The 18,570-nt window shown below is 43.5% G+C and carries 18 protein-coding genes; 10 read left to right on the top strand and 8 right to left on the bottom strand.

The window, feature by feature from the left end; translation table 11 throughout:
• Positions 1 to 122: 122 nt before the first annotated feature.
• The 4 genes from LZG75_RS03800 to pcaD form a co-directional block, all read right to left on the bottom strand.
• Entirely contained in the window at positions 123 to 2,303 is a 2,181-nt protein-coding gene (locus LZG75_RS03800) for a TonB-dependent receptor (protein ID WP_233924941.1), read from the bottom strand.
• A gap of 17 nt (positions 2,304 to 2,320) precedes the next feature.
• Positions 2,321 to 4,069 (bottom strand): AMP-binding protein, encoded by a 1,749-nt coding sequence (locus LZG75_RS03795; protein ID WP_233935420.1) that lies wholly within the window; start codon positions 4,067 to 4,069, stop codon positions 2,321 to 2,323.
• Between the two features lie 102 nt (positions 4,070 to 4,171).
• Positions 4,172 to 4,402 (bottom strand): hypothetical protein, encoded by a 231-nt coding sequence (locus LZG75_RS03790; RefSeq protein WP_233924943.1) that lies wholly within the window; start codon positions 4,400 to 4,402, stop codon positions 4,172 to 4,174.
• 11 nt (positions 4,403 to 4,413) lie between these two features.
• The gene (gene pcaD / locus LZG75_RS03785; protein ID WP_233935418.1) at positions 4,414 to 5,238 is read right to left on the bottom strand and encodes a 3-oxoadipate enol-lactonase; all 825 of its coding nucleotides are present in this window, start codon (positions 5,236 to 5,238) and stop codon (positions 4,414 to 4,416) included.
• 122 nt (positions 5,239 to 5,360) lie between these two features.
• Here pcaD and LZG75_RS03780 point away from each other — a divergent pair, with 122 nt between their 5' ends.
• The 3 genes from LZG75_RS03780 (at position 5,361) to LZG75_RS03770 (ending at position 7,667) form a co-directional block, all read left to right on the top strand.
• Complete coding sequence (locus LZG75_RS03780; RefSeq protein ID WP_233935416.1) at positions 5,361 to 6,407, top strand: tripartite tricarboxylate transporter substrate binding protein; 1,047 nt, start codon at positions 5,361 to 5,363, stop codon at positions 6,405 to 6,407.
• 2 nt (positions 6,408 to 6,409) lie between these two features.
• Positions 6,410 to 7,330, top strand: coding sequence for an amidohydrolase family protein (locus tag LZG75_RS03775; RefSeq protein ID WP_233935414.1), 921 nt, complete (start codon positions 6,410 to 6,412; stop codon positions 7,328 to 7,330).
• Between the two features lie 61 nt (positions 7,331 to 7,391).
• A complete protein-coding gene (locus tag LZG75_RS03770; RefSeq protein WP_233924947.1) occupies positions 7,392 to 7,667 on the top strand; it encodes a hypothetical protein in 276 nt (91 codons plus the stop codon).
• On the opposite strand, the gene LZG75_RS03765 is transcribed toward LZG75_RS03770, so the two are convergent.
• Together LZG75_RS03765 and LZG75_RS03760 are read right to left on the bottom strand one after the other, a co-directional pair.
• On the bottom strand, positions 7,668 to 8,948 hold the full coding sequence (locus LZG75_RS03765; RefSeq protein ID WP_233935411.1) for a serine hydrolase: 1,281 nt from the start codon (positions 8,946 to 8,948) through the stop codon (positions 7,668 to 7,670).
• A 42-nt stretch (positions 8,949 to 8,990) separates the two neighbouring features.
• Positions 8,991 to 9,422: a DUF2442 domain-containing protein gene (locus tag LZG75_RS03760; protein ID WP_233935409.1), complete on the bottom strand. Its 432-nt coding sequence runs from the start codon at positions 9,420 to 9,422 to the stop codon at positions 8,991 to 8,993.
• A gap of 165 nt (positions 9,423 to 9,587) precedes the next feature.
• Here LZG75_RS03760 and LZG75_RS03755 point away from each other — a divergent pair, with 165 nt between their 5' ends.
• From LZG75_RS03755 to cobA, 3 genes are read left to right on the top strand one after another with little or no spacing between them, the layout of a single operon-like run.
• Positions 9,588 to 11,276, top strand: coding sequence for a nitrite/sulfite reductase (locus LZG75_RS03755; protein WP_233935407.1), 1,689 nt, complete (start codon positions 9,588 to 9,590; stop codon positions 11,274 to 11,276).
• Positions 11,273 to 11,875 carry a DUF934 domain-containing protein gene (locus LZG75_RS03750; RefSeq protein ID WP_233935404.1) on the top strand — a complete coding sequence of 201 codons (603 nt, stop codon included), beginning with the start codon at positions 11,273 to 11,275 and terminating at the stop codon, positions 11,873 to 11,875. Before LZG75_RS03755 ends, LZG75_RS03750 begins: the two co-directional genes overlap by 4 nt.
• Positions 11,875 to 12,732, top strand: coding sequence for a uroporphyrinogen-III C-methyltransferase (gene cobA / locus LZG75_RS03745; RefSeq protein WP_233935402.1), 858 nt, complete (start codon positions 11,875 to 11,877; stop codon positions 12,730 to 12,732). Before LZG75_RS03750 ends, cobA begins: the two co-directional genes overlap by 1 nt.
• On the opposite strand, the gene LZG75_RS03740 is transcribed toward cobA, so the two are convergent.
• Positions 12,655 to 13,017 carry a sirohydrochlorin chelatase gene (locus LZG75_RS03740; protein WP_233935399.1) on the bottom strand — a complete coding sequence of 121 codons (363 nt, stop codon included), beginning with the start codon at positions 13,015 to 13,017 and terminating at the stop codon, positions 12,655 to 12,657. The genes cobA and LZG75_RS03740 overlap by 78 nt on opposite strands.
• 91 nt (positions 13,018 to 13,108) lie before the next feature.
• Here LZG75_RS03740 and LZG75_RS03735 point away from each other — a divergent pair, with 91 nt between their 5' ends.
• Positions 13,109 to 14,128 carry a calcium:proton antiporter gene (locus LZG75_RS03735; protein ID WP_233935395.1) on the top strand — a complete coding sequence of 340 codons (1,020 nt, stop codon included), beginning with the start codon at positions 13,109 to 13,111 and terminating at the stop codon, positions 14,126 to 14,128.
• Here the strand turns inward: LZG75_RS03735 and LZG75_RS03730 are convergent.
• Positions 14,088 to 14,675 (bottom strand): hypothetical protein, encoded by a 588-nt coding sequence (locus LZG75_RS03730; RefSeq protein ID WP_233935393.1) that lies wholly within the window; start codon positions 14,673 to 14,675, stop codon positions 14,088 to 14,090. The genes LZG75_RS03735 and LZG75_RS03730 overlap by 41 nt on opposite strands.
• A gap of 256 nt (positions 14,676 to 14,931) precedes the next feature.
• Between LZG75_RS03730 and LZG75_RS03725 the strand changes: the two genes are divergently transcribed.
• Genes LZG75_RS03725 through LZG75_RS03715 form a run of 3 tightly spaced genes read left to right on the top strand, consistent with a single transcriptional unit; the run spans position 14,932 to position 18,559 of the window.
• Positions 14,932 to 15,186 (top strand): hypothetical protein, encoded by a 255-nt coding sequence (locus LZG75_RS03725; protein WP_233935391.1) that lies wholly within the window; start codon positions 14,932 to 14,934, stop codon positions 15,184 to 15,186.
• Positions 15,186 to 17,765: a glycosyltransferase family 1 protein gene (locus tag LZG75_RS03720; protein ID WP_233935389.1), complete on the top strand. Its 2,580-nt coding sequence runs from the start codon at positions 15,186 to 15,188 to the stop codon at positions 17,763 to 17,765. The genes LZG75_RS03725 and LZG75_RS03720 overlap by 1 nt, the downstream gene beginning before the upstream one ends.
• A complete protein-coding gene (locus tag LZG75_RS03715) occupies positions 17,762 to 18,559 on the top strand; it encodes an ABC transporter permease (protein ID WP_233935386.1) in 798 nt (265 codons plus the stop codon). The genes LZG75_RS03720 and LZG75_RS03715 overlap by 4 nt, the downstream gene beginning before the upstream one ends.
• Positions 18,560 to 18,570 lie beyond the last annotated feature (11 nt).

The following is an 18,570-nucleotide window of genomic DNA, read 5'->3' as shown; positions in this document are numbered from 1 at the left end:
CGACTTATTAATTTAATCACTTTTTAGACTGTTATAACCAAGTCTTTACTTAGGGTTTAGCCTAATTAATCTTCTGTTAGTTCCTCAGCATGAAGCGGGCAAAACCTGATTAAAGCCCTACTCTAAAACACTAAGCGCGCGCCAACAGATACGGCTAAAGGCATTCCCGCCTGATAACTACTAGCGCTATTAGCAATATTAAAAGTCACATATTGGCGGTTAAATAAGTTCACCACAGAAGCAAAAATTGTCGCCTGCGGGGTAATCTCATAATTGGCTCTAAAGCCAACTACCGCATAAGCTGGCACCGGAAAAGCATGGGCTGTATCCATCCATGAATTTCCCGCATAACGCACGGTTGCAGTCAGGCTGGCTTTAGGTAAGGGGTAATAAGTAATTCCAGCACTGCCCAAATTTTGGGGAACGCCGCCAACTTGGCTATTCGTCGGGTCACTGGTGGCAGTCCAAGTTAGACGGGTCACGGTATAGGTATAGCCACCGTCAAGACTCCAGTGTGAATTAATATCGTGGTGATACTGAAATTCAAGGCCTTGACTTAATAAATTTTGATTATTGGTGAAGTAACTAATCGAACTCGAATTACAAACTCCTGCTCCGCCATTTTTAGTTAAGGGATTGACTGCACCAGAATTACATAAATTTTTAGCCAAAGCCACATCGGTAGAATTTGCCGCCTTCAAGGTGTAATTGGCAACTGCATTGGTAATGTAATTATTAAAAGCAGTGACTTGCGCAAAACCCCCGCCCCAGCGGTAATCGCTTCCGAATTCAAAACCTTTCATCGTTTCTGGAATTAAATTAGGATTAGAGAAGTACCAACCTGTCGCCGAGCCATAGGTCCGCAAAGTATTGTTTAAGCTGGGCGCGTGATAAGCCTGATAAGCAGCGGCCCGAAAATCCCAATCTTTGCTTGCTGGAAATAAGAGTCCCAGAGAAGGATTGAAGGGGTTCACATTTTGGTTTTTAATGGTTTGCACCGTTTTATTATTGCCATTGGGGCCAGTGTTGTAATACGTGGGTGTTTGACTATTCCACGCATCAATTCTGGCGCCTAAAGTTACCTCAAGAGGAATCGTTGTGCCCTTCGACTTCAATTGCCCCATCAAGCCATAAAAATTTTGCTGACCTTGAGCATAATTAATCGCTGCTACATTACCATTGGTTGTTAAGTTATTGGTGGTATTCGAAGCGGATATATTGCGCGCGTCAATTCCCACAAGATATTGATCAACTAATTTTGATTTTAAATTATGGGTATATTGAGCAGACGCACCAACCGTACTATAGGGATCGGTGTAATTAGCATTGATATAAGGCGTGCCGTTGGCTGCGGTTGAACCGCTTTGTTTATAAAAATGGGTCTTTTCATAAAACGCGTTGACATCAATTTTTTTATCGACATCTAACTTTGTTGTTGCGCCAGCCGCGATATTGGTTTCCTGAATAAAATTGGGTGCGATACTGTAATTGGTACTTAAGTCTTTCATGGTGCTATAGCCGAGCCGAAAAAAACCTGAGGTATCTTGAGTAGGCTTGAAATAATTCTGCAAACGAATATTCGAGTTACTTGCATTATCCGTACCCATGCCGTTTTTTATATTATTAGGTGAGGCCGGTGAAATAGTGGCGTAATTTTGATATCCCAAGGTAGAGAAAAAATCAGCCGAGATACGCGTTTGCAAAGCATCAGATGTGACGATATCTTTTGAAACAGCTACGTTACTGGTATTAAAGGCACCGTAGCTAGCCGAGACATCTTGCGAACTATTTTTTGGCGTTTTGGTATTAATGTTAATCACCCCGCCCATGCCATAGTTACCCCATAAATTCGAGACGCCTCCACGGACAAACTCTACACTTTCTACTGACGAGAGTGGGACCAAATTCCATTGCACTGTGCCATAGAAGGCATCATTAGCTGGCAAGCCATCAATTAATACTAAGGTACGACCAAAACCTAAACCACGCACGTTAATACTTTGGCCAGTGGGATCTTTTTGATAGTAAGGTACATCATTTAAAAAAGTACCAGGAACATTTTTTAGCACTTGATCTAAGGTTTGATCAGGCGCCACTTCCAACACTTGCGGAGTCAAAATAGTAGTGTTTAAGGGAATTTGATTGAGTGGCGTATCTGATCTCGTAGCATTGACAACCATATCACTTAATTTTTGATCATAGTTGGCTGGCGGGGCAATTTGTGCGACTGCCAACCTAACTTGCAAGGCAGAAAATAAAACCATCACTAGGATGGCTTGAACACTTTGCCGTATTACTTTCATCGCTCAAACACCGAGATTCATTCCCTTAATTCACGCCGCAAAATTTTGCCTAAATTGGTTTTCGGTAAGCTTTCTTTAAATACGATGTATTTAGGCCGTTTATAGTTAGTAAGTTGGGCTTTACAAAAATTCTGAATACCTTCTTCCGTTAGATTACCCCTTGGTTCGACGGATAGATTCTCGCTTGGATCCGCAGTTACATCCTGTACTACAAATAATTTCACTGCTTCACCTGTTTCTTCGTCTGGAACCCCAATTACCGCACATTCCATTACCCCATCGAGTTGCATTAAAAGCGCTTCTATCTCATTGGGATATACCTTAAATCCAGAAACAATAATCATGTCCTTTTTACGATCAATGATTTTGACGTAGCCATCTGCATTCATCGTGCCAATATCGCCTGATTTAAAAAATCCATCTGTCGTCATCGCCTCACGAGTATCTTGCAGTCTATTCCAATAACCTGCCATCACTTGCGGTCCGCGAATACAAATCTCGCCCGGCTCGCCAAGCGCGGTCGGCAAACCATCGTCGCCTCTTATTTGGATCTCTGTACTGGGTAACGGTAGACCAATGTGCCCCGTAAATTCCTTAATTAATGGCGTATTTACACACACCACCGGTGCTGTTTCTGATAAACCATAACCTTCGGCAACGGGTACACCCGTCATTTGTTGCCACAAATCGGCAACGTTTTTTTGCACTGCCATACCGCCGCCAATGGTAACTAGCAAATTGGGAAACTGTAGCTTAGCAAAATTAGGATGGCGCAATAAGGCGGCAAGTAAAGTATTCACTACAGGGAAAAGATGGATTGATGGATTTTTTGCTAACAATTGAATGAAGCCCGCAATATCTTTTGGATTTGGTACCAAAATGTTTAAGGCGCCCCGCTGAATTCCCACTAAAGCACACGCTGTTAACGCAAAGATGTGATACAGCGGTAAAGCACATAAAAACACTAATTGATCATCTTTGCTGACCGTTGCACCAGCTGGCGTTTTTAAGGTCAGCGCTGGCTCTAACCAAACATCCACCTGCAGTACATTAGCCAAGATATTTCGATGCGATAAAACCGCTCCCTTGGAAACTCCAGTTGTCCCGCCGGTATATTGCAAAAAAGCGATATCCGCGGACAAAATTTGCACCGCCTGTAGTTGCTTCTTTGCGCCAATGTGTAATGCGCTTTTAAAAGCAATGCTACCTTCAAGATGCCAGGCTGGTACAACTTTTTTAACATGACGTAAAACAAGATCAATGGCCCACCCTTTAATGCCAATTAGCTCGCCAATACTAGTAACGATGACCTGCTTCAATTGCATTTGCGCGTGTATGCTTTGATAAATATGAGCAAAATTTTCTAAGATGATTAAGGCGGAAGCGCCGCTGTCCTGTAGCTGATATTCCAATTCGCGGGGGGTATACAGTGGATTAATATTGACCACCACGAAGCCCGCTCTTAATATGCCTAGCATCGCAATCGGGTATTGCAGAACATTTGGCAGCATGATGGCAATCCGCGCGCCGCGCTCTAAGCCTAAGCTTTGTAAATAAGCGGCAAAATCTTGCGAAGCCTGATTGAGCTCGCTAAATGTTAGCGCCTGGCCAAAATATTGATAGGCTTTACGTTGCGAAAAGCGCGTAAACGATTCGCTAAATAAATCAAGTAGCGAGTTATACCGTGAGATATCAATCTGCTGAGGGACTCCCGCAGGATAGTTTTTTAACCACGGCTTATTTAATTCATCTCCCGCCGTATTCATGATGAAGCCCTCTTTCAAGAAACTTAAATCGCTCTGTCAGTTATAGAGTTAAATGCTGAAACTGATTAATAGCGATTTTATTTTCTATTGCGGTTCTATTTTCTATTTTGATTTTAATTTTGCTGATGATTTTGTCGTACTTGCTTTAGCTACATGTACCTTAACTACTGGCTCAGTTTTGCCCATTAAGGATGCGAGTAAAGGATTTTTTCTGGCGAGTGCATTTTTTTGCGCTGAAGTATCGGCTTTACCAAGCTGCTTCGCTTTAGTTGCATTTTTCATTTGGTGGGCCACTGCTAGCCCTTGATTTTTATATAGATCCGTTTTTTTCATGATTTTTTTACTTAAAGACGATCTTCAACACCATCTATAAAGCCGCGAATTGCGGTATTAAACGCAACGGGCTGTTCAATATTGGATAAATGCGCAGCATTTTCAATAATGATCATTTCAGAGTGCTCAATTAAACGATGCAGTACCGTGGCTTGATCAACGGTACAGGCTGGATCTTGTCGACCAGTTAACACCAGGGTTGGCGCTTTAATTTTTAAGAGCATCGCGCTATGCGTCATATCCCGTACCGCACTACCGCAGGCAATATAGCCCTCAACGCCAGTCCCTAAAATCATCTGCCGCACCTTTTCAATTTCCGCTGGTGAGCTATTAATAAAATCATCGAGAAACCAGCGCTTTAGGGTGCCAGGCATCAGCCCCGCTATGCCCTCTTGCTTAGCCGTTGCGAAGCGCTCCTCCCACAAATTGCGCGGCGGCATCTCACTTGCGGTATCGCACAATGACAGCGAATATACTCGCTCTGGAAAACGCGCACCTAATTGCTGACCAATCATGCCGCCCATTGATAAACCAATGAAATGTACTTTGTCTATGTGCAATGCGTCTAACAAACCAATGGCGTCATCTGCCAATTGCGCCATACTGTAAGGTCCGCTAGTTGTGCCAGAGCCACCATGACCACGGGTGTCATAGCGCAAAGTACGATACCAATCGGTCAAGGCGGGAATGGTGCAATCCCACATAGCGTAATTCGACATGAGGCTATTACTTAGCAATACGACGTGGCCGTTTTCGGGTCCATCGAAGCGATAAGCTATATCGATGCCATTCACTTTTATGCTAGTTTTGCCGGTGGTTTGAGCTGAATTTGTCATGGAAATAATTTAGGTTCTATACTTTACGATTATAAGAATGAGGTAATAAAAAGAGTTAGATCATTATCTTACTCAAAATAGCTCAATAAATTACGCCGCACGGCTAACCCTAAGGAGACAGTATGAAGCATTCCAACTGCACTAGAGCTAACCCTATAAAGCCTTCTAGCTTGATTTCCCCACGTATTTTTACTCTGCTCATTGCCTTTAGCTCGATTTGTGCAGTTGCTACCCTTTCGGCCTTGTCTTTATATAGCACTAGTGCTCAGGCCCAAAATTACCCGACGCGCACGGTCAAAATGATCGTGCCCCTCACCCCCGGTTCAGGCGCCGATATCGCTGGGCGCATAGCTGCCAAAACCCTGACAGATATATGGAAGCAACCAGTCATTATTGAAAACCGGCCAGGTGCTGGTGGCCTTATTGGTACTGGTGTAGTCGTGAATTCAGAACCAGATGGGTATACCTTGTTAGTACAGTCAGCGTCGTATGCAGCTAATCCGGCTATTTATAAAAAGTTACCCTATGATCTTAAAAGCCTAACTGACGTCAATATTTTAGGAAATAGTCCCTATGCCTTAGTCGTGTCAGCAGAGAGCCCCTATAAAACCATTAAAGACTTAGTCAATGCCGCCAAAGCTCAGCCCGGAATCCTGCCTTTTGCCAGTGCGGGAGTAGGAAGCTCAACCCATCTTGCTGCTGAATACTTTAATCAGACCATGGGCATCAAGATGCTACATGTTCCCTATAAAGGCTCGCCTGAAGCAATCCAAGAAACAATCTCGGGAAGAACTGCCTATTACATGGCACCATTGCAAACCGCAATTGCACAAATTCAAGGGGGGAAAGTACGCGCGCTTGGTGTAACTAGCGCTACTCGAGCTGAAGCCGCGCCCGAGATACCTACCATTGCGGAACAGGGCTTTCCCAATTTTGAAATTGGTTTGTGGGTTGGCGTTTGGGCGCCCTCGGCTACGCCTAAAGCTGTTCTACAAAAAATCAATACTGATATCAATCGCGCTTTACAAGATCCCGAACTTAAAACTGCTTATGCAAAAGCCGGTATTACGATTAAGTTAATGAATCTAGCTGAGACTGAAAAATTTGTAAATAGTGAAATTACGAAGTACCAAAGGATTGCGAAAGACGCCAATATTGAGCCGCAATAAGCGTGCATTCGACCCCCCTTTGTCAAGCACCTGCTAGCGAAATACGCTCCCCGCGGAGTGTATTTCCTCGTGGCGCAGTCGATTGTCATGCCCATGTCTGCGGCCCTGCAGCCCAATATCCGTATGCTCAAGAGCGCATCTACACACCTCCGGATGCCAGCCTAGAAGACTATCGATCACTGCTACGGATGTTAGGCGTTGTTCGTGCGGTGCTAGTACAACCCAGTGTGTACGGCACCGATAATCGCGCGCTCATTGATGCCCTAAAAACGGATTCAACGCACTTGCGTGGCGTAGCGGTATTACCAATCGATAGCAAGATGGTGAAGGATAAAGAGCTCGAGCAATTACATGCTGTAGGAGTACGTGGTTTACGTTGCAATCTAGTTGATGTCGCCGATCCTTCGGGTAGCTTACCAATTGAAGCGCTGACAAGCTTAGCTCTACGGATCGCGCCATTGGGCTGGCACTTAGAATTACTCATGCATGTGAATGCGTATCCGCAGTTAGCCTCTATCTTTGCGAACTTTCCGGTTGACTTAGTGTTTGGTCATTTTGGTTATTGCCATGCCAAGCACGGCATCCATAATGCGGGCTTTCAAGGACTACTGAGCCTGATGAAAGATCAACGGGCTTGGGTCAAAATGACAGGGCCCTACCGTATTTCTGCGCAATCAGCTGCTGCTACCAAGACAGGCGCAATTGCCGACTTATATGCTGATATGCGTCCCTTTAATGATGCAGTACTGGCAGCCAACCCAAAGCAACTAGTTTGGGGCAGCGATTGGCCCCATGTGATGGTAAAAAACACCATGCCCCATGATGCTGACTTATGTGATCTATTTGGCGACTGGGTCAGTGATGCTCATTTACGCGAAACTATTCTGGTCGATAATCCAGCGATGCTTTATGATTTCTCGTAATAGGCAGTTCGCCTTGCATAAACAAAAAATAACGCCAGGGTAATGAAAGCTACTAAAAATTATGGATATTATGTTAACTGTTTTTTTGGGGGCGCTCTTTATGGTGCTGCCCGTTATAGCGGGACGCTATATGTGGAAAAATTATGATCGTTATTTTGGCCGCAACGATCCCGCTTATATGGATACCCTCTCATATTTCGTGAAGAAATTAGGTCTATCTTTGCTAGTCATCTTTTTAGTTCTAACTTTGGGGATGGTTTTTATCTTTCAAAACCAAGCCCCACTAGCCATTGAAAAAGCAGCGGCAAAAAACACCGTGTCAGCTTCTTTAATTTAATTATTTTTCGAGCGCGCCATACACTAACGCGTTGACTTTCTCACGATGAATTTTACGAATGTCGCCTGGGGCAACTGCCATCATCACTACGACCATTTGCTCTTTGGGATCAACCCAAAAAAGGGTGCCATTAGCACCATTCCATGTGTAGTCGCCAACATTGCCATTAATCGCCGATAGACCGCGCTCCATGCGCACAGCCACACCCAAACCAAAACCATATCCAACCCGTCCAGGCTCGGTTCCACCAACTAAATTTTTGATGTCTTTGTTTAAATGGTTCGATGTCATAAATGCCACGGTCTGCGGGCCCAGCACCCGCTTGCCATCTAGGCTACCGCCATTCAGCATCATTTGGCCAAAACGAATGTAATCACCTGCTGTAGAAAATGCACAAGAACCACCACAATCAAATTTCACCTTATCAGTCAAAATTTTGATTTTCTGTGGCTTCCCGCTCATTGGATCAAGTGGTAAGGGTTGGGCTAAACGTGCACGCTGGTTATCAGCAACCTGAAAGCTTGTATCGGGCATCACCACTTTTGACCACACCCGCTCTTGTAACACACTACCGAGAGGTTTGTTGGCAATTTTTTCCTCGATTAAACCCAATACGTCAATACCAAAACCGTAATCCCATACTGTACCTGGCTCATAGAGCAAGGGGATGGTCGCAAGCTTATCCATAAACTCTGGGCCGGTGTAATCAAAAGCTGCTGTTGCCGAAGCACTTGGAAATAATTTATGTACTGCAGAATTGCCGCGTGCACCATAAGTTAAGCCATTGGTATGGCGCATCAGATCTTGAATCGTAATTGGATTCTTTGCTGGTACCGTGGTCAAGCTGCCATCGGCAGCCACGATACCGACTTTCATATCTTTCATTTGGGGATACCAATTTGAAATTGGTGCATTTAGAGGCATTTTGCCTTCTTCATAAAATGTCAACGCACCCACTGCGGCCATTACTTTCGTCATCGAAGCTAAATTAAAGATTGCGTCGAGCGGCATTGGCGTATTCGTTGCCTTATTTAAAAAGCCATACGATTTATAGATCACCAGCTTGCCATTTTTTGCTACAGCTAAGACTGCTCCTGGCATCCGATTGTTGGCAATTTCATCGGCAAAGAAAGCATCGATTCGTTTAATACCATCAACACTGACCCCTTGACTCTGGGCATTAGCCATCGGCAAAGGCGGAGTGTTACCAGCTGCATGAGAAATGCCCGATGCTCCAAATAGGGTGCAAGTCATTAGACTAAGTAGGAACTTTGAATTCATGAGGTCTCCGAGCGTTGGTATGTTTTTTTGAATGATACGACTTTATTTAACTTCTGCCTTGATCTTTTTTGGTCTTCCGCCTTTTAAGCCATTTACCTTGGATGAAGCAGCCTTTACTGTGCTTTTTACACTGCCTGCTTTTGCTAAATGTCCTCGCATAGTCCAATTTGGACTGCCAAATATTCCAGCAAGTAATCCTTGTACTGATAAGTCAGCATCTAATTTGGGCCAATGTAAACCTGTGCCCATTGGAGTTAATTCAAATTCAGCTATTACACTTTCAGGCATCCCTGCTAAACCCTCAGCCAAATGGGGCGGAAATGAAAAAGAACTCCCATTAGCTAAATCAAGCACAATTAATTTTTTTCTTTTATCGTAATGCGCGGTAATTGCGAATAGTCCTGCTGCCTGCTCTAACTTACCAAATGCTTTGGCTTTTTTAATTTGCTTGCGTGAAATTTTAATAATTGGCATGAAGTTATTTTAACCTATCATGTTAGGTTATTTTATATTGCCTTATCAAAAATAGGTCTTCAAGGCCTTAAAAAGACTTTATCAACTTTATATACCTAAAATGATATATAAGATCAACTTTATATTATTTAAAGAAATAAGCAGGTTCTAGGACAATCCTTTCCTATGTACCAATATGACCCCATTGACCAAGCCCTCATAGATGAGCGAGTAATTCAATTCCGCGACCAGGTAGAACGCCGCATTAATGGCAGTCTGCCAGAAAGCGAGTTTCGGCCTTTACGCTTACAAAATGGGCTTTATCTACAGCGGCATGCTTATATGCTGCGCGTTGCCATCCCCTATGGCCTTATAAGTAGTAAGCAATTACTTACTTTAGCGGATATTGCCGATCGCTACGACCAAGGATATGGGCATTTCACGACCCGGCAAAATATCCAATTCAATTGGGTTGAACTTGAAAAGACCCCAGATATTTTGGCTGATCTAGCTAAGGTAGAAATGCATGCGATTCAAACCTCGGGAAATTGCATCCGCAATATAACCAGCGACCCCTTTGCTGGTGTTGCTGCCGATGAAGTCGTCGACCCACGGCCAATCTGTGAGCTACTACGGCAATGGTCTACTTTGCATCCAGAATTTGCCTTCTTACCGCGCAAATTTAAATTTGCCATCAATGGCTCAAAAGAAGATCGCACCGTTCTCTTGTGTCACGATGTTGGTATTAAACTGCACAAAGATCATCATGGTGAAATACTGGCTGATATTTATGCCGGTGGCGGAATGGGTAGAACGCCGATTCTAGGTAATTTAGTTCACACCAATTTACCCTGGCAGAAATTACCGAGCTATTTAACGGCATTATTGCGGGTTTATAACCGCTTTGGTCGTCGCGATAATCTCTATAAAGCCCGCATCAAAATTTTAGTGAAGGCCTTAAGTCCGGAAGAGTTTGCGCGCCAGGTGAATATTGAATGGCGCCAAATTCAAGAGAGTGATCACAACTTTACCCCTGCCGAGTGGCAACGCGTTGCACAACACTTTACTAAACCAGCGTATCAAATACTCCCATCACTCGATTCAGCTACGGTTGCATCACAAGCTGATACAAGCTCACGCCAAGCATTCCAGCGTTGGCTCGAGCGTAACGTACGCGCCCACCAAATAGCAGGCTATGCTAGCGTCGTACTTTCCCTTAAACCCCATGCAACACAAGCTCCTGGTGATGCGACTGCCAAGCAAATGCGCGCTATTGCTGGGCTGGCGCAGACCTATAGCTTTGGTGAGTTACGGGTAACGCATGAACAAAATTTAGTGCTTGCTGATGTCGAACAAAGTCAATTATTTGCCCTGTGGTGCGAAGCCAAAAAATCAAATCTAGTTTTACCTAATATTGGCTTACTCACTGACATCATTGCTTGCCCTGGTGGTGATTTCTGCTCATTAGCGAACGCTAAATCTTTGCCTATTGCTAAAGCAATTCAAGAACGCTTTGATAATCTAGATTATTTATTTGATTTAGGTGATTTGTCCGTCAACATTTCGGGATGTATTAATTCTTGCGGGCACCATCATGTTGGTAATATTGGAATTCTGGGCGTCGATAAAGATGGTGAAGAGTGGTATCAAATTACGCTTGGCGGCGAACAAGGTGTAAACGCCGCTATTGGAAAAGTGATTGGGCCATCATTTGGTGCGCTCGATATTCCTACCGTCATGGATGACATTCTTAAAGTGTATGTGAATGAACGCCAGAGTGATGAGCGTTTTATCGATACCTATCGTCGCTTAGGTATTGCGCCATTTAAAACTGCTGCATACCTCAAGCAAAACTTATCAGTGGAGCTTGTATGAAAGCTACAGCGCTAATTGCATATCGCCTGGGTCATCGCGCCACTTTTATTCAGAATGAATGGACTGTTTGGGGCCTACCGTCAGCTGAAGACAAGTCAGACCAAGACACTAGTTCAGACCTGCCCCCAGCGGTAGGCAAGGTGATCGTTCCCTTCTCTTGGTGGCTAGAACATCGAAACAACAATGAGATCACCAGGCGGACTGCCCACGGTGAGATCGCAGTGTGGTTTACAGGCACAGATGATGTCCTCGCCCATGCTGCAGTAATTAAAAAGGCATCAGCATGGCCTTTGGTGGCTGTTCATTTTCCTATTTTTACGGATGGCCGCGGCTATAGTACTGCCGCATTGTTACGTGAGCGCTTGCATTGGCAAGGCAATATTTTAGCCATTGGAGATGTGCTGATCGATCAACTACGGCAAATGAGTCGGGTTGGTTTCGATCAATTTTCTTTGCGCGCAGATCAAGATCAAACCCTGGCCTTGAAACAATTCTCGCTCTACAGCGTTAACCTTCAACACGCCTGGCGCGATTCTCGAAGTCAACTTATTCAAGCAGCTAAGTATGACTGTCTTGAAGAAGAATTGCAGGCCGCTTAGTGAGCAAGGTATATTTAGTTGGCGCAGGACCCGGCGCTGCCGATTTAATTACTGTACGCGGAGCGAACTTATTAGCGCGCGCGCAAATTGTGTTTCATGATGCTTTGGTTGAGCCTGAAATGCTTGCTTTGTGTCCCCAAGCGATTCTCGTACCAGTCGGTAAACGCTGCGGGCAATTATCATCATCGCAACGTTTTATTAATAAGCGTTTAGTTGATGCTGCCCAGCGTTATGAAACTGTGGTGCGCTTAAAGGGTGGCGACCCCATGCTATTTGGCCGTGCTGATGAAGAATTACGCGCCCTAGAAGCAGCTGGGGTGCCAACTGAGGTCGTGCCAGGTATTACGGCTGCGCTCGCCGGTGCAGCGGCCATTAAGCAATCGTTAACTTTGCGTGGCGTGGCTCGGAGTGTGGCCTTCATTACTCAAGCGCAAGCAAGTAATATAGTCACAGACTCTGTTGGGCAAATTGCACCGATATCAAGCCTTCCCAACGCACATGCTACTGCAGATACCTTGGTGTATTACATGGGCCGCAAAGATGCAGTGAGCATTGCACAAGAATTAATTGCTCAAGGGCGCCCTATGAATACACCTGTACATTTATTAGAATCTGTCAGCACTCCACGCGAACGCATCTTTACTACTACTTTAGCTGAACTTACAGATCATCAATCCAAGTCATGGTTTAACAGTAATTCGCCGCTCTTAATCATGATTGGTGAGGCTTTAAGAAGTAGACAAGAATCTCCAGTGCAGATTCAAGCCGCAGACGCCGTCTTAAATTGCTCGGCTACTGAAATCGATAATGGCTTGCAAGACCTGAGTGTCTTCGCCGACAGCCGACGAAGCGCTTAAAGATACTTGCGGAAATTGCAGTTGGCAGGCCTGAAGTAATTTGGGGAAATCGTTGCGTAAATGTCCGCCCTGTCCAAAAAATACCGGAATCACTTGAATCGCAGTAGCGCCTTGGCCCACTAATTGAGCAACTGCCTCTGCCAGATTTGGCTCCATCATTTCTAAGAAAGCCACTGCGCTAGGAATTTGCGGCTGTTGCTCGCGCCATAAAGCGCTTAAGCGATCAAACGGCTCACGCCAGCGGGCATCACGCGCCCCATGGCCAAAAAAGATTAGCGCTTTCATCATTATTTTTTAATTTAAATTGAACCTATGGATTTTAATCTGGCTAATGTGCTGTCGTGTATATTTATTCTTTTATTGCCTCCATTGAACTATGTCAAGCTTACTTAATCAAACTTGGGCCATTGCGCTACTTAGCGCCTTACTAATTGGCTCGGTCTTAATGGCAGTGCACCAAGCCGAGGTAATTGCCCATAAGGTTGGCGAACCATTCGGCACGCTAATCTTAGCGCTTTGCGTCACCATTATTGAAGTGGCGCTGATTGTATCGATGATGATCACGGGCTCTGCGGGCTCCGAATTAATTGCTCGCGACGCCGTATTTGCGGTGATCATGATTGTGATTAATGGTGTTATCGGCTTATGTATTTTTATGGGTGGTCTGCGCCATAAAGAGTTAAGTTTTCGAATCGAGGGAAGTAATACCGCACTAGCTGTTCTAGCTGCTCTGGCTATATTTAGTTTAGTCATGCCGGTTGTGACTACCAGCAGTCCAGGGCCAACTTTTAACAATAGTCAGCTGGCCTTTGCTGGTATTGCTTCACTAGCGCTTTATGGGGCATTTGTCTTTTTTCAAACGGTGAGTCATCGTAGCTACTTCTTACCACTTCAGGCTACGCAAAAAATGGCTGGCGTAACGCATGCCCCACACCCGAGCAATCTTAAGGCCATTATTAGTGGCATTCTGCTAATCGTAGCTTTAGTGCTAGTGGTGGGCCTAGCCAAAGCCTTAAGCCCTGCTATTGAAGCTGGCGTTATGGCTATCGGCGCACCTAAAGCTGTCGTCGGCATTGCGATTGCCACTTTAGTTCTCTTGCCCGAAGGCCTTGCCGCAGTTAAAGCGGCGCGCGCTAATCAACTGCAAAGTAGTTTAAATTTATCGCTGGGCTCAGCACTTGCTAGTATTGGTTTAACCATTCCTGCGGTAGCCATTATTTCTATTTGGTTTAATTTACCTATTAGCCTTGGAATTAATTCAGTAGGCATCATTTTTCTTTTTCTTACTTTCCTTGTGAGTGTTCTCACTCTCGCCATTGGCCGAACTACCCTCATGCAAGGCGTGGTGCACTTAATTATTTTCTTTGAGTACCTGTTCCTGAGTCTGGTACCTTAACAGCAGTTGCATCAGTAGTTACATCAGCAGCATCAAACAAAATACGACTCACTTCGCTATACCCCAATTCTTCGCGAATGCCGACAAATACCAAGTAGGGCAGAATAATCAGCCAGTAAATAAAGCTGGTAGCTGCTAAGCGGTAGGGGTCACCTTGTTCAAAATTGAGTAGCGATTCAAAAAAGGGTTTGTGATGGAAGAGACCCTCCAAGCCTGCCTCAAAAAAACTAAGGGCTAAGGCTACAACTAAATACACTATCGAGTGCCGCATCAAAATCCAAAAAATCGGTTTCCCCTTACCAAGGGCCATGGGAAATAGACTTTGCCCTAAAAGCATAAATTTTGCGCACAAAGCGGCTTTCACTAAGGCAAAACTGAGCGTCAACAGAGGCAATTCATTAGCGCGCAAAATTGAATTTGATAGTAAAACTAGCGCACTAAACCAAACACTTAAATATAAGAATAGAACAATAAATTTTCTAGTCTCATTGATCGCACTGTTCTTTAGACCCGCTAGAAAACCGGCATGGTGGGGAAATAAGCTCAAGGGGTTCTTTATTAAAGTTTGAATTGATACATTTTAGCGGCAAAATGGCTACCGCAAAAGATGATGCATAGGCGAGAATACAATGCTGGCCCTTAAAAATTCAATATAATGACTCATTACGCAAATTGCTGCGAATTGCTACGCACCAACGTACAACGTAGCCCCAAAACATGAATCAAGTGAATTAATAACTAATGATAACTGCGCTATGAAGGCCTCTATAAAGCATATTATTTTATTAATTTTCAACCATATCATGGCGTTTTTAAGTCGCCATCCGCAATTACGTAAAACTGGCATTGATTTTCTGCGCTCCACAGGCATCCTGAAAAGACTTAAAAAAATGTATTTCGTGCATTATTTAGATCGCAATAATGCCCTTTCCCCTTATATGATTGGACCAGTGATCGCCATTGATATTACTGAAAACCAGTTAACCGAACGCGGGCGAAAAATATATCAAGAACTAAATCAGCAGCTTATTAATACCAAAAAAAATAGGGCTGAATAATGCGCATTGTTCTCGATTTACAGGGCGCTCAAAGTATTAGTCAGTTTCGTGGAATTGGTCGTTACTCCCTATCACTAGCACTAGCCATTGTGCGTAATCGAGGTGAACATCAAGTATTTATTGTCCTCAATGGTATTTACGAAGATACGATTGAACCCATACGCAAATTATTTTCTCCATTTTTACCCAATGAGCAAATCAGAATCTGGTATGCGCCAGGACCAATAGCCGAAGATCGTCAAAAAACAGATTTGCGAAGAGAGGCGGCAGAATATATTCGCGAAGCATTTATTGCGCAACTTAATCCAGACATTATTCATCTTTCTAGTTTGTTTGAGGGTTTTTGCGACAACGCCGCTACAAGTATTAAAAAATGGCATTCTGAAGTTCCTGTTAGCGTAACTTTTTATGACCTCATTCCCTACGTCAATCCCAAAGAATATTTAGATTCTCATCCCATCTATAAAAAACATTATTTACGAAAATTTAACTATTTAAAGAAAGCCTCATTATTGTTGGCAATCTCTGAATTTTCTCGTCAGGAGGCATTAGAAAATCTTCCACTGCCTCCAGACTTGGTTGTGAATGTTTCTGCAGCAGCGGATGATATTTTTAGTAGTACTAAACCCAGTGTCGATCCAGAGGATTTACTAAAAAAACTCGAGATCAAACATCCATTTATTTTGTTTGCAGGCGGCGAAGATCCGCGTAAAAATTTACTCCGTTTTCTGAAGGCTTACAACCAATTACCCAGCGAAATTCGCCAAAATCGACAACTCGTGTTGGCAGGGAAAATTTCTCCCGTAAATCTTGCTCAGCACCTCAAAATATCGAAAGAGTATTCCTTTGTAAAAAATGAAGTTATTTTTACAGGCTACCTCACAGATAGTGAGCTACATACGCTTTACTGTACGTGTGAAGTATTTATTTTTCCATCTTGGCATGAAGGCTTTGGGTTGCCTGCCCTTGAGGCTATGAAATCTGGGGCGGCTGTCATTGCCTCAAATATGACTAGCATCCCTGAAATCATTGAGAATCCCGCGGCCTTATTTAACCCCCTTTCAACCGAGGCTATTACTGAAAAATTGCTGTTTACTTTAAGTAATGAGGAATTTAAGCAATCTTTAAGGGCTAATGCCCAAGTCCAGGCAAAGAAATTTTCTTGGGATATTTCGGCTAAACGCGCAATAGCAGCCTTTGAATATTGCCAATCAAAGCATCTCTCAAACCAAAAATTGATTACTAGTGATACCGCCTTGAATTATTTATTAAAGCAACTTACAGAAACCACTTTTATTGAGTTCCCACCCAATAAAGAAGATCTCCTCAGGCTTTCAGCATGTATTGCACAAACCTTTCCAGCAAACAACCGAAAACCGCAGTTATTAATTGATATTTCTGAGTTAGCAGTACTTGACGCTAAAACTGGTATTCAACGCGTAGTCAGATCTATCATTACAGAGCTGCTCCATCAACCTCCTAAAAATTATGAAGTTAAATTAATTTATTCTGATAAAGTTAATTTAGGCTACCGCTATGCGACAGCCTTTACTAAGCAGTTTCTCGCCCAATCAAAAGTGCCTGCTATAAATGATCAATTACTACCAGATCTGCAAGATGAGGCAATTGAAACACAAACGGGTGATATTTTTCTTGGGCTAGATTTACAGTCGCAAAATATTCAAGTTCAACAACAATTTTTAAATGGGCTACATCTCAACGGAGTCAACATATTTTTTGTAGTTTATGATTTGCTTCCGGTGTATTTCCCGCATGCCTTTCCACAAACAGTCGATCTAATTCATGCCCGCTGGCTCAAACAAATTAGCCAGTATGATGGTATTTTCTGTATCTCCCAAGCAGTAGCAAATGACTATAAATCATGGGCGCAAGACCAGATTCCTAATCTATCACCCCAATTTCATATTGAATGGTTTCACTTAGGCGCGGATATTCAAAATTCAGTCCCCACTTTGGGGCTGCCCGCAAATGCAGCTGAACTTTTGAACAAATTAACTGCCGTGCCTAGCTTTGTTTTAATTGGCACGATAGAGCCTCGTAAAGGTTATCCACAAGTCCTAAAAGCATTTGAGTCATTATGGGCAAAAGGTGCAAATCTGAATTTAATCATCATTGGCAAGCAAGGCTGGTTGATGGATGAGTTTGTAAATAGTATTAATCATCATCCACAGCTAAACCTCCATTTATTTTGGCTGAATAGCATCAGCGATGAATACTTAGAGGCTGTTTATGCTGCTAGCACCTGCCTCATATCCGCATCGGCGGGCGAAGGATTTGGTCTACCCCTCATAGAAGCTGCTAGCCGTAAACTACCTATTATTGCCAGGGATATTCCTGTTTTTAGAGAGGTAGCGGGAAATAGTGCTTTTTACTTTACGGGCGATGAGCCCAATGACGTGGCGAGCGCAGTTGAGGCTTGGCTACAGCTTTTTAATAATCAAAGCCATCCAAAGTCGGATACTATGCAATGGTTGACGTGGAAAGAAAGTACCCAAATGCTAGTTAATAGGTTATTACACTTAGTCGAAGATCATTCGAACCGTCCAACAATCAGATGATTCATAAAAAGCTCGCCCCCCTATGGAAATTTCGAGCCTTTATTTTAGGCAGCGTTAAACGAGAATTTCAGTCTAAGTACCAGAATTCTTTATTGGGTATAGCTTGGCCCATTCTTAATCCACTAGCCATGATCTTCATTTATACCTTGGTGTTTTCACAAGTGATGCGCGCCAAGCTACCCGGGGTTGATAGCACTTTTGCTTATAGTATTTATTTGTGTATTGGTATTATTACTTGGAACTTATTTGCAGAAATTACATTGTGCTCCCAAACTGTTTTTTTAGATAACGCAAACCTGCTAAAGAAACTTAATTTTCCTAAATTATGTCTGCCTATCATCGTCATAAGCAATGCCATGCTCAATTTTTTGCTGGTATTTCTGATCTTCACTGCTTTTCTAGTGCTCACGGGCTCATTTCCAGGATGGGTATATTTCGCAGTCATTCCCTTATTATTAATTCAAGTTGCTTTCGCCATTAGCCTAGGAATTTCTTTGGGCATACTAAATGTATTCTTTCGTGATATTGGACAGATGTACGGTATTTTTCTGCAGTTCTGGTTTTGGCTTACGCCCATTGTTTATGCCAGTGATATCTTGCCAGTGTATGCCCGACCTTACCTAGCCTTAAACCCCATGATGAGCATAATTGACGGTTACCACGCAATCTTTATCGCAGGTCAATATCCACAGTGGAATAGCCTGTGGTATGTTAGCCTATTAACCCTAGCTCTCGCCTTCATTGGTGTCCATCTATTTCGTAAGCACGGTGCAGAAATGGTTGACGAACTGTAATGGATCAAACC

Origin of the sequence: Polynucleobacter sp. IMCC30063, assembly GCF_021395235.1 — a bacterium.
Classification (GTDB): domain Bacteria; phylum Pseudomonadota; class Gammaproteobacteria; order Burkholderiales; family Burkholderiaceae; genus Polynucleobacter.
This window is presented reverse-complemented; position numbering and strand designations above follow the sequence as displayed.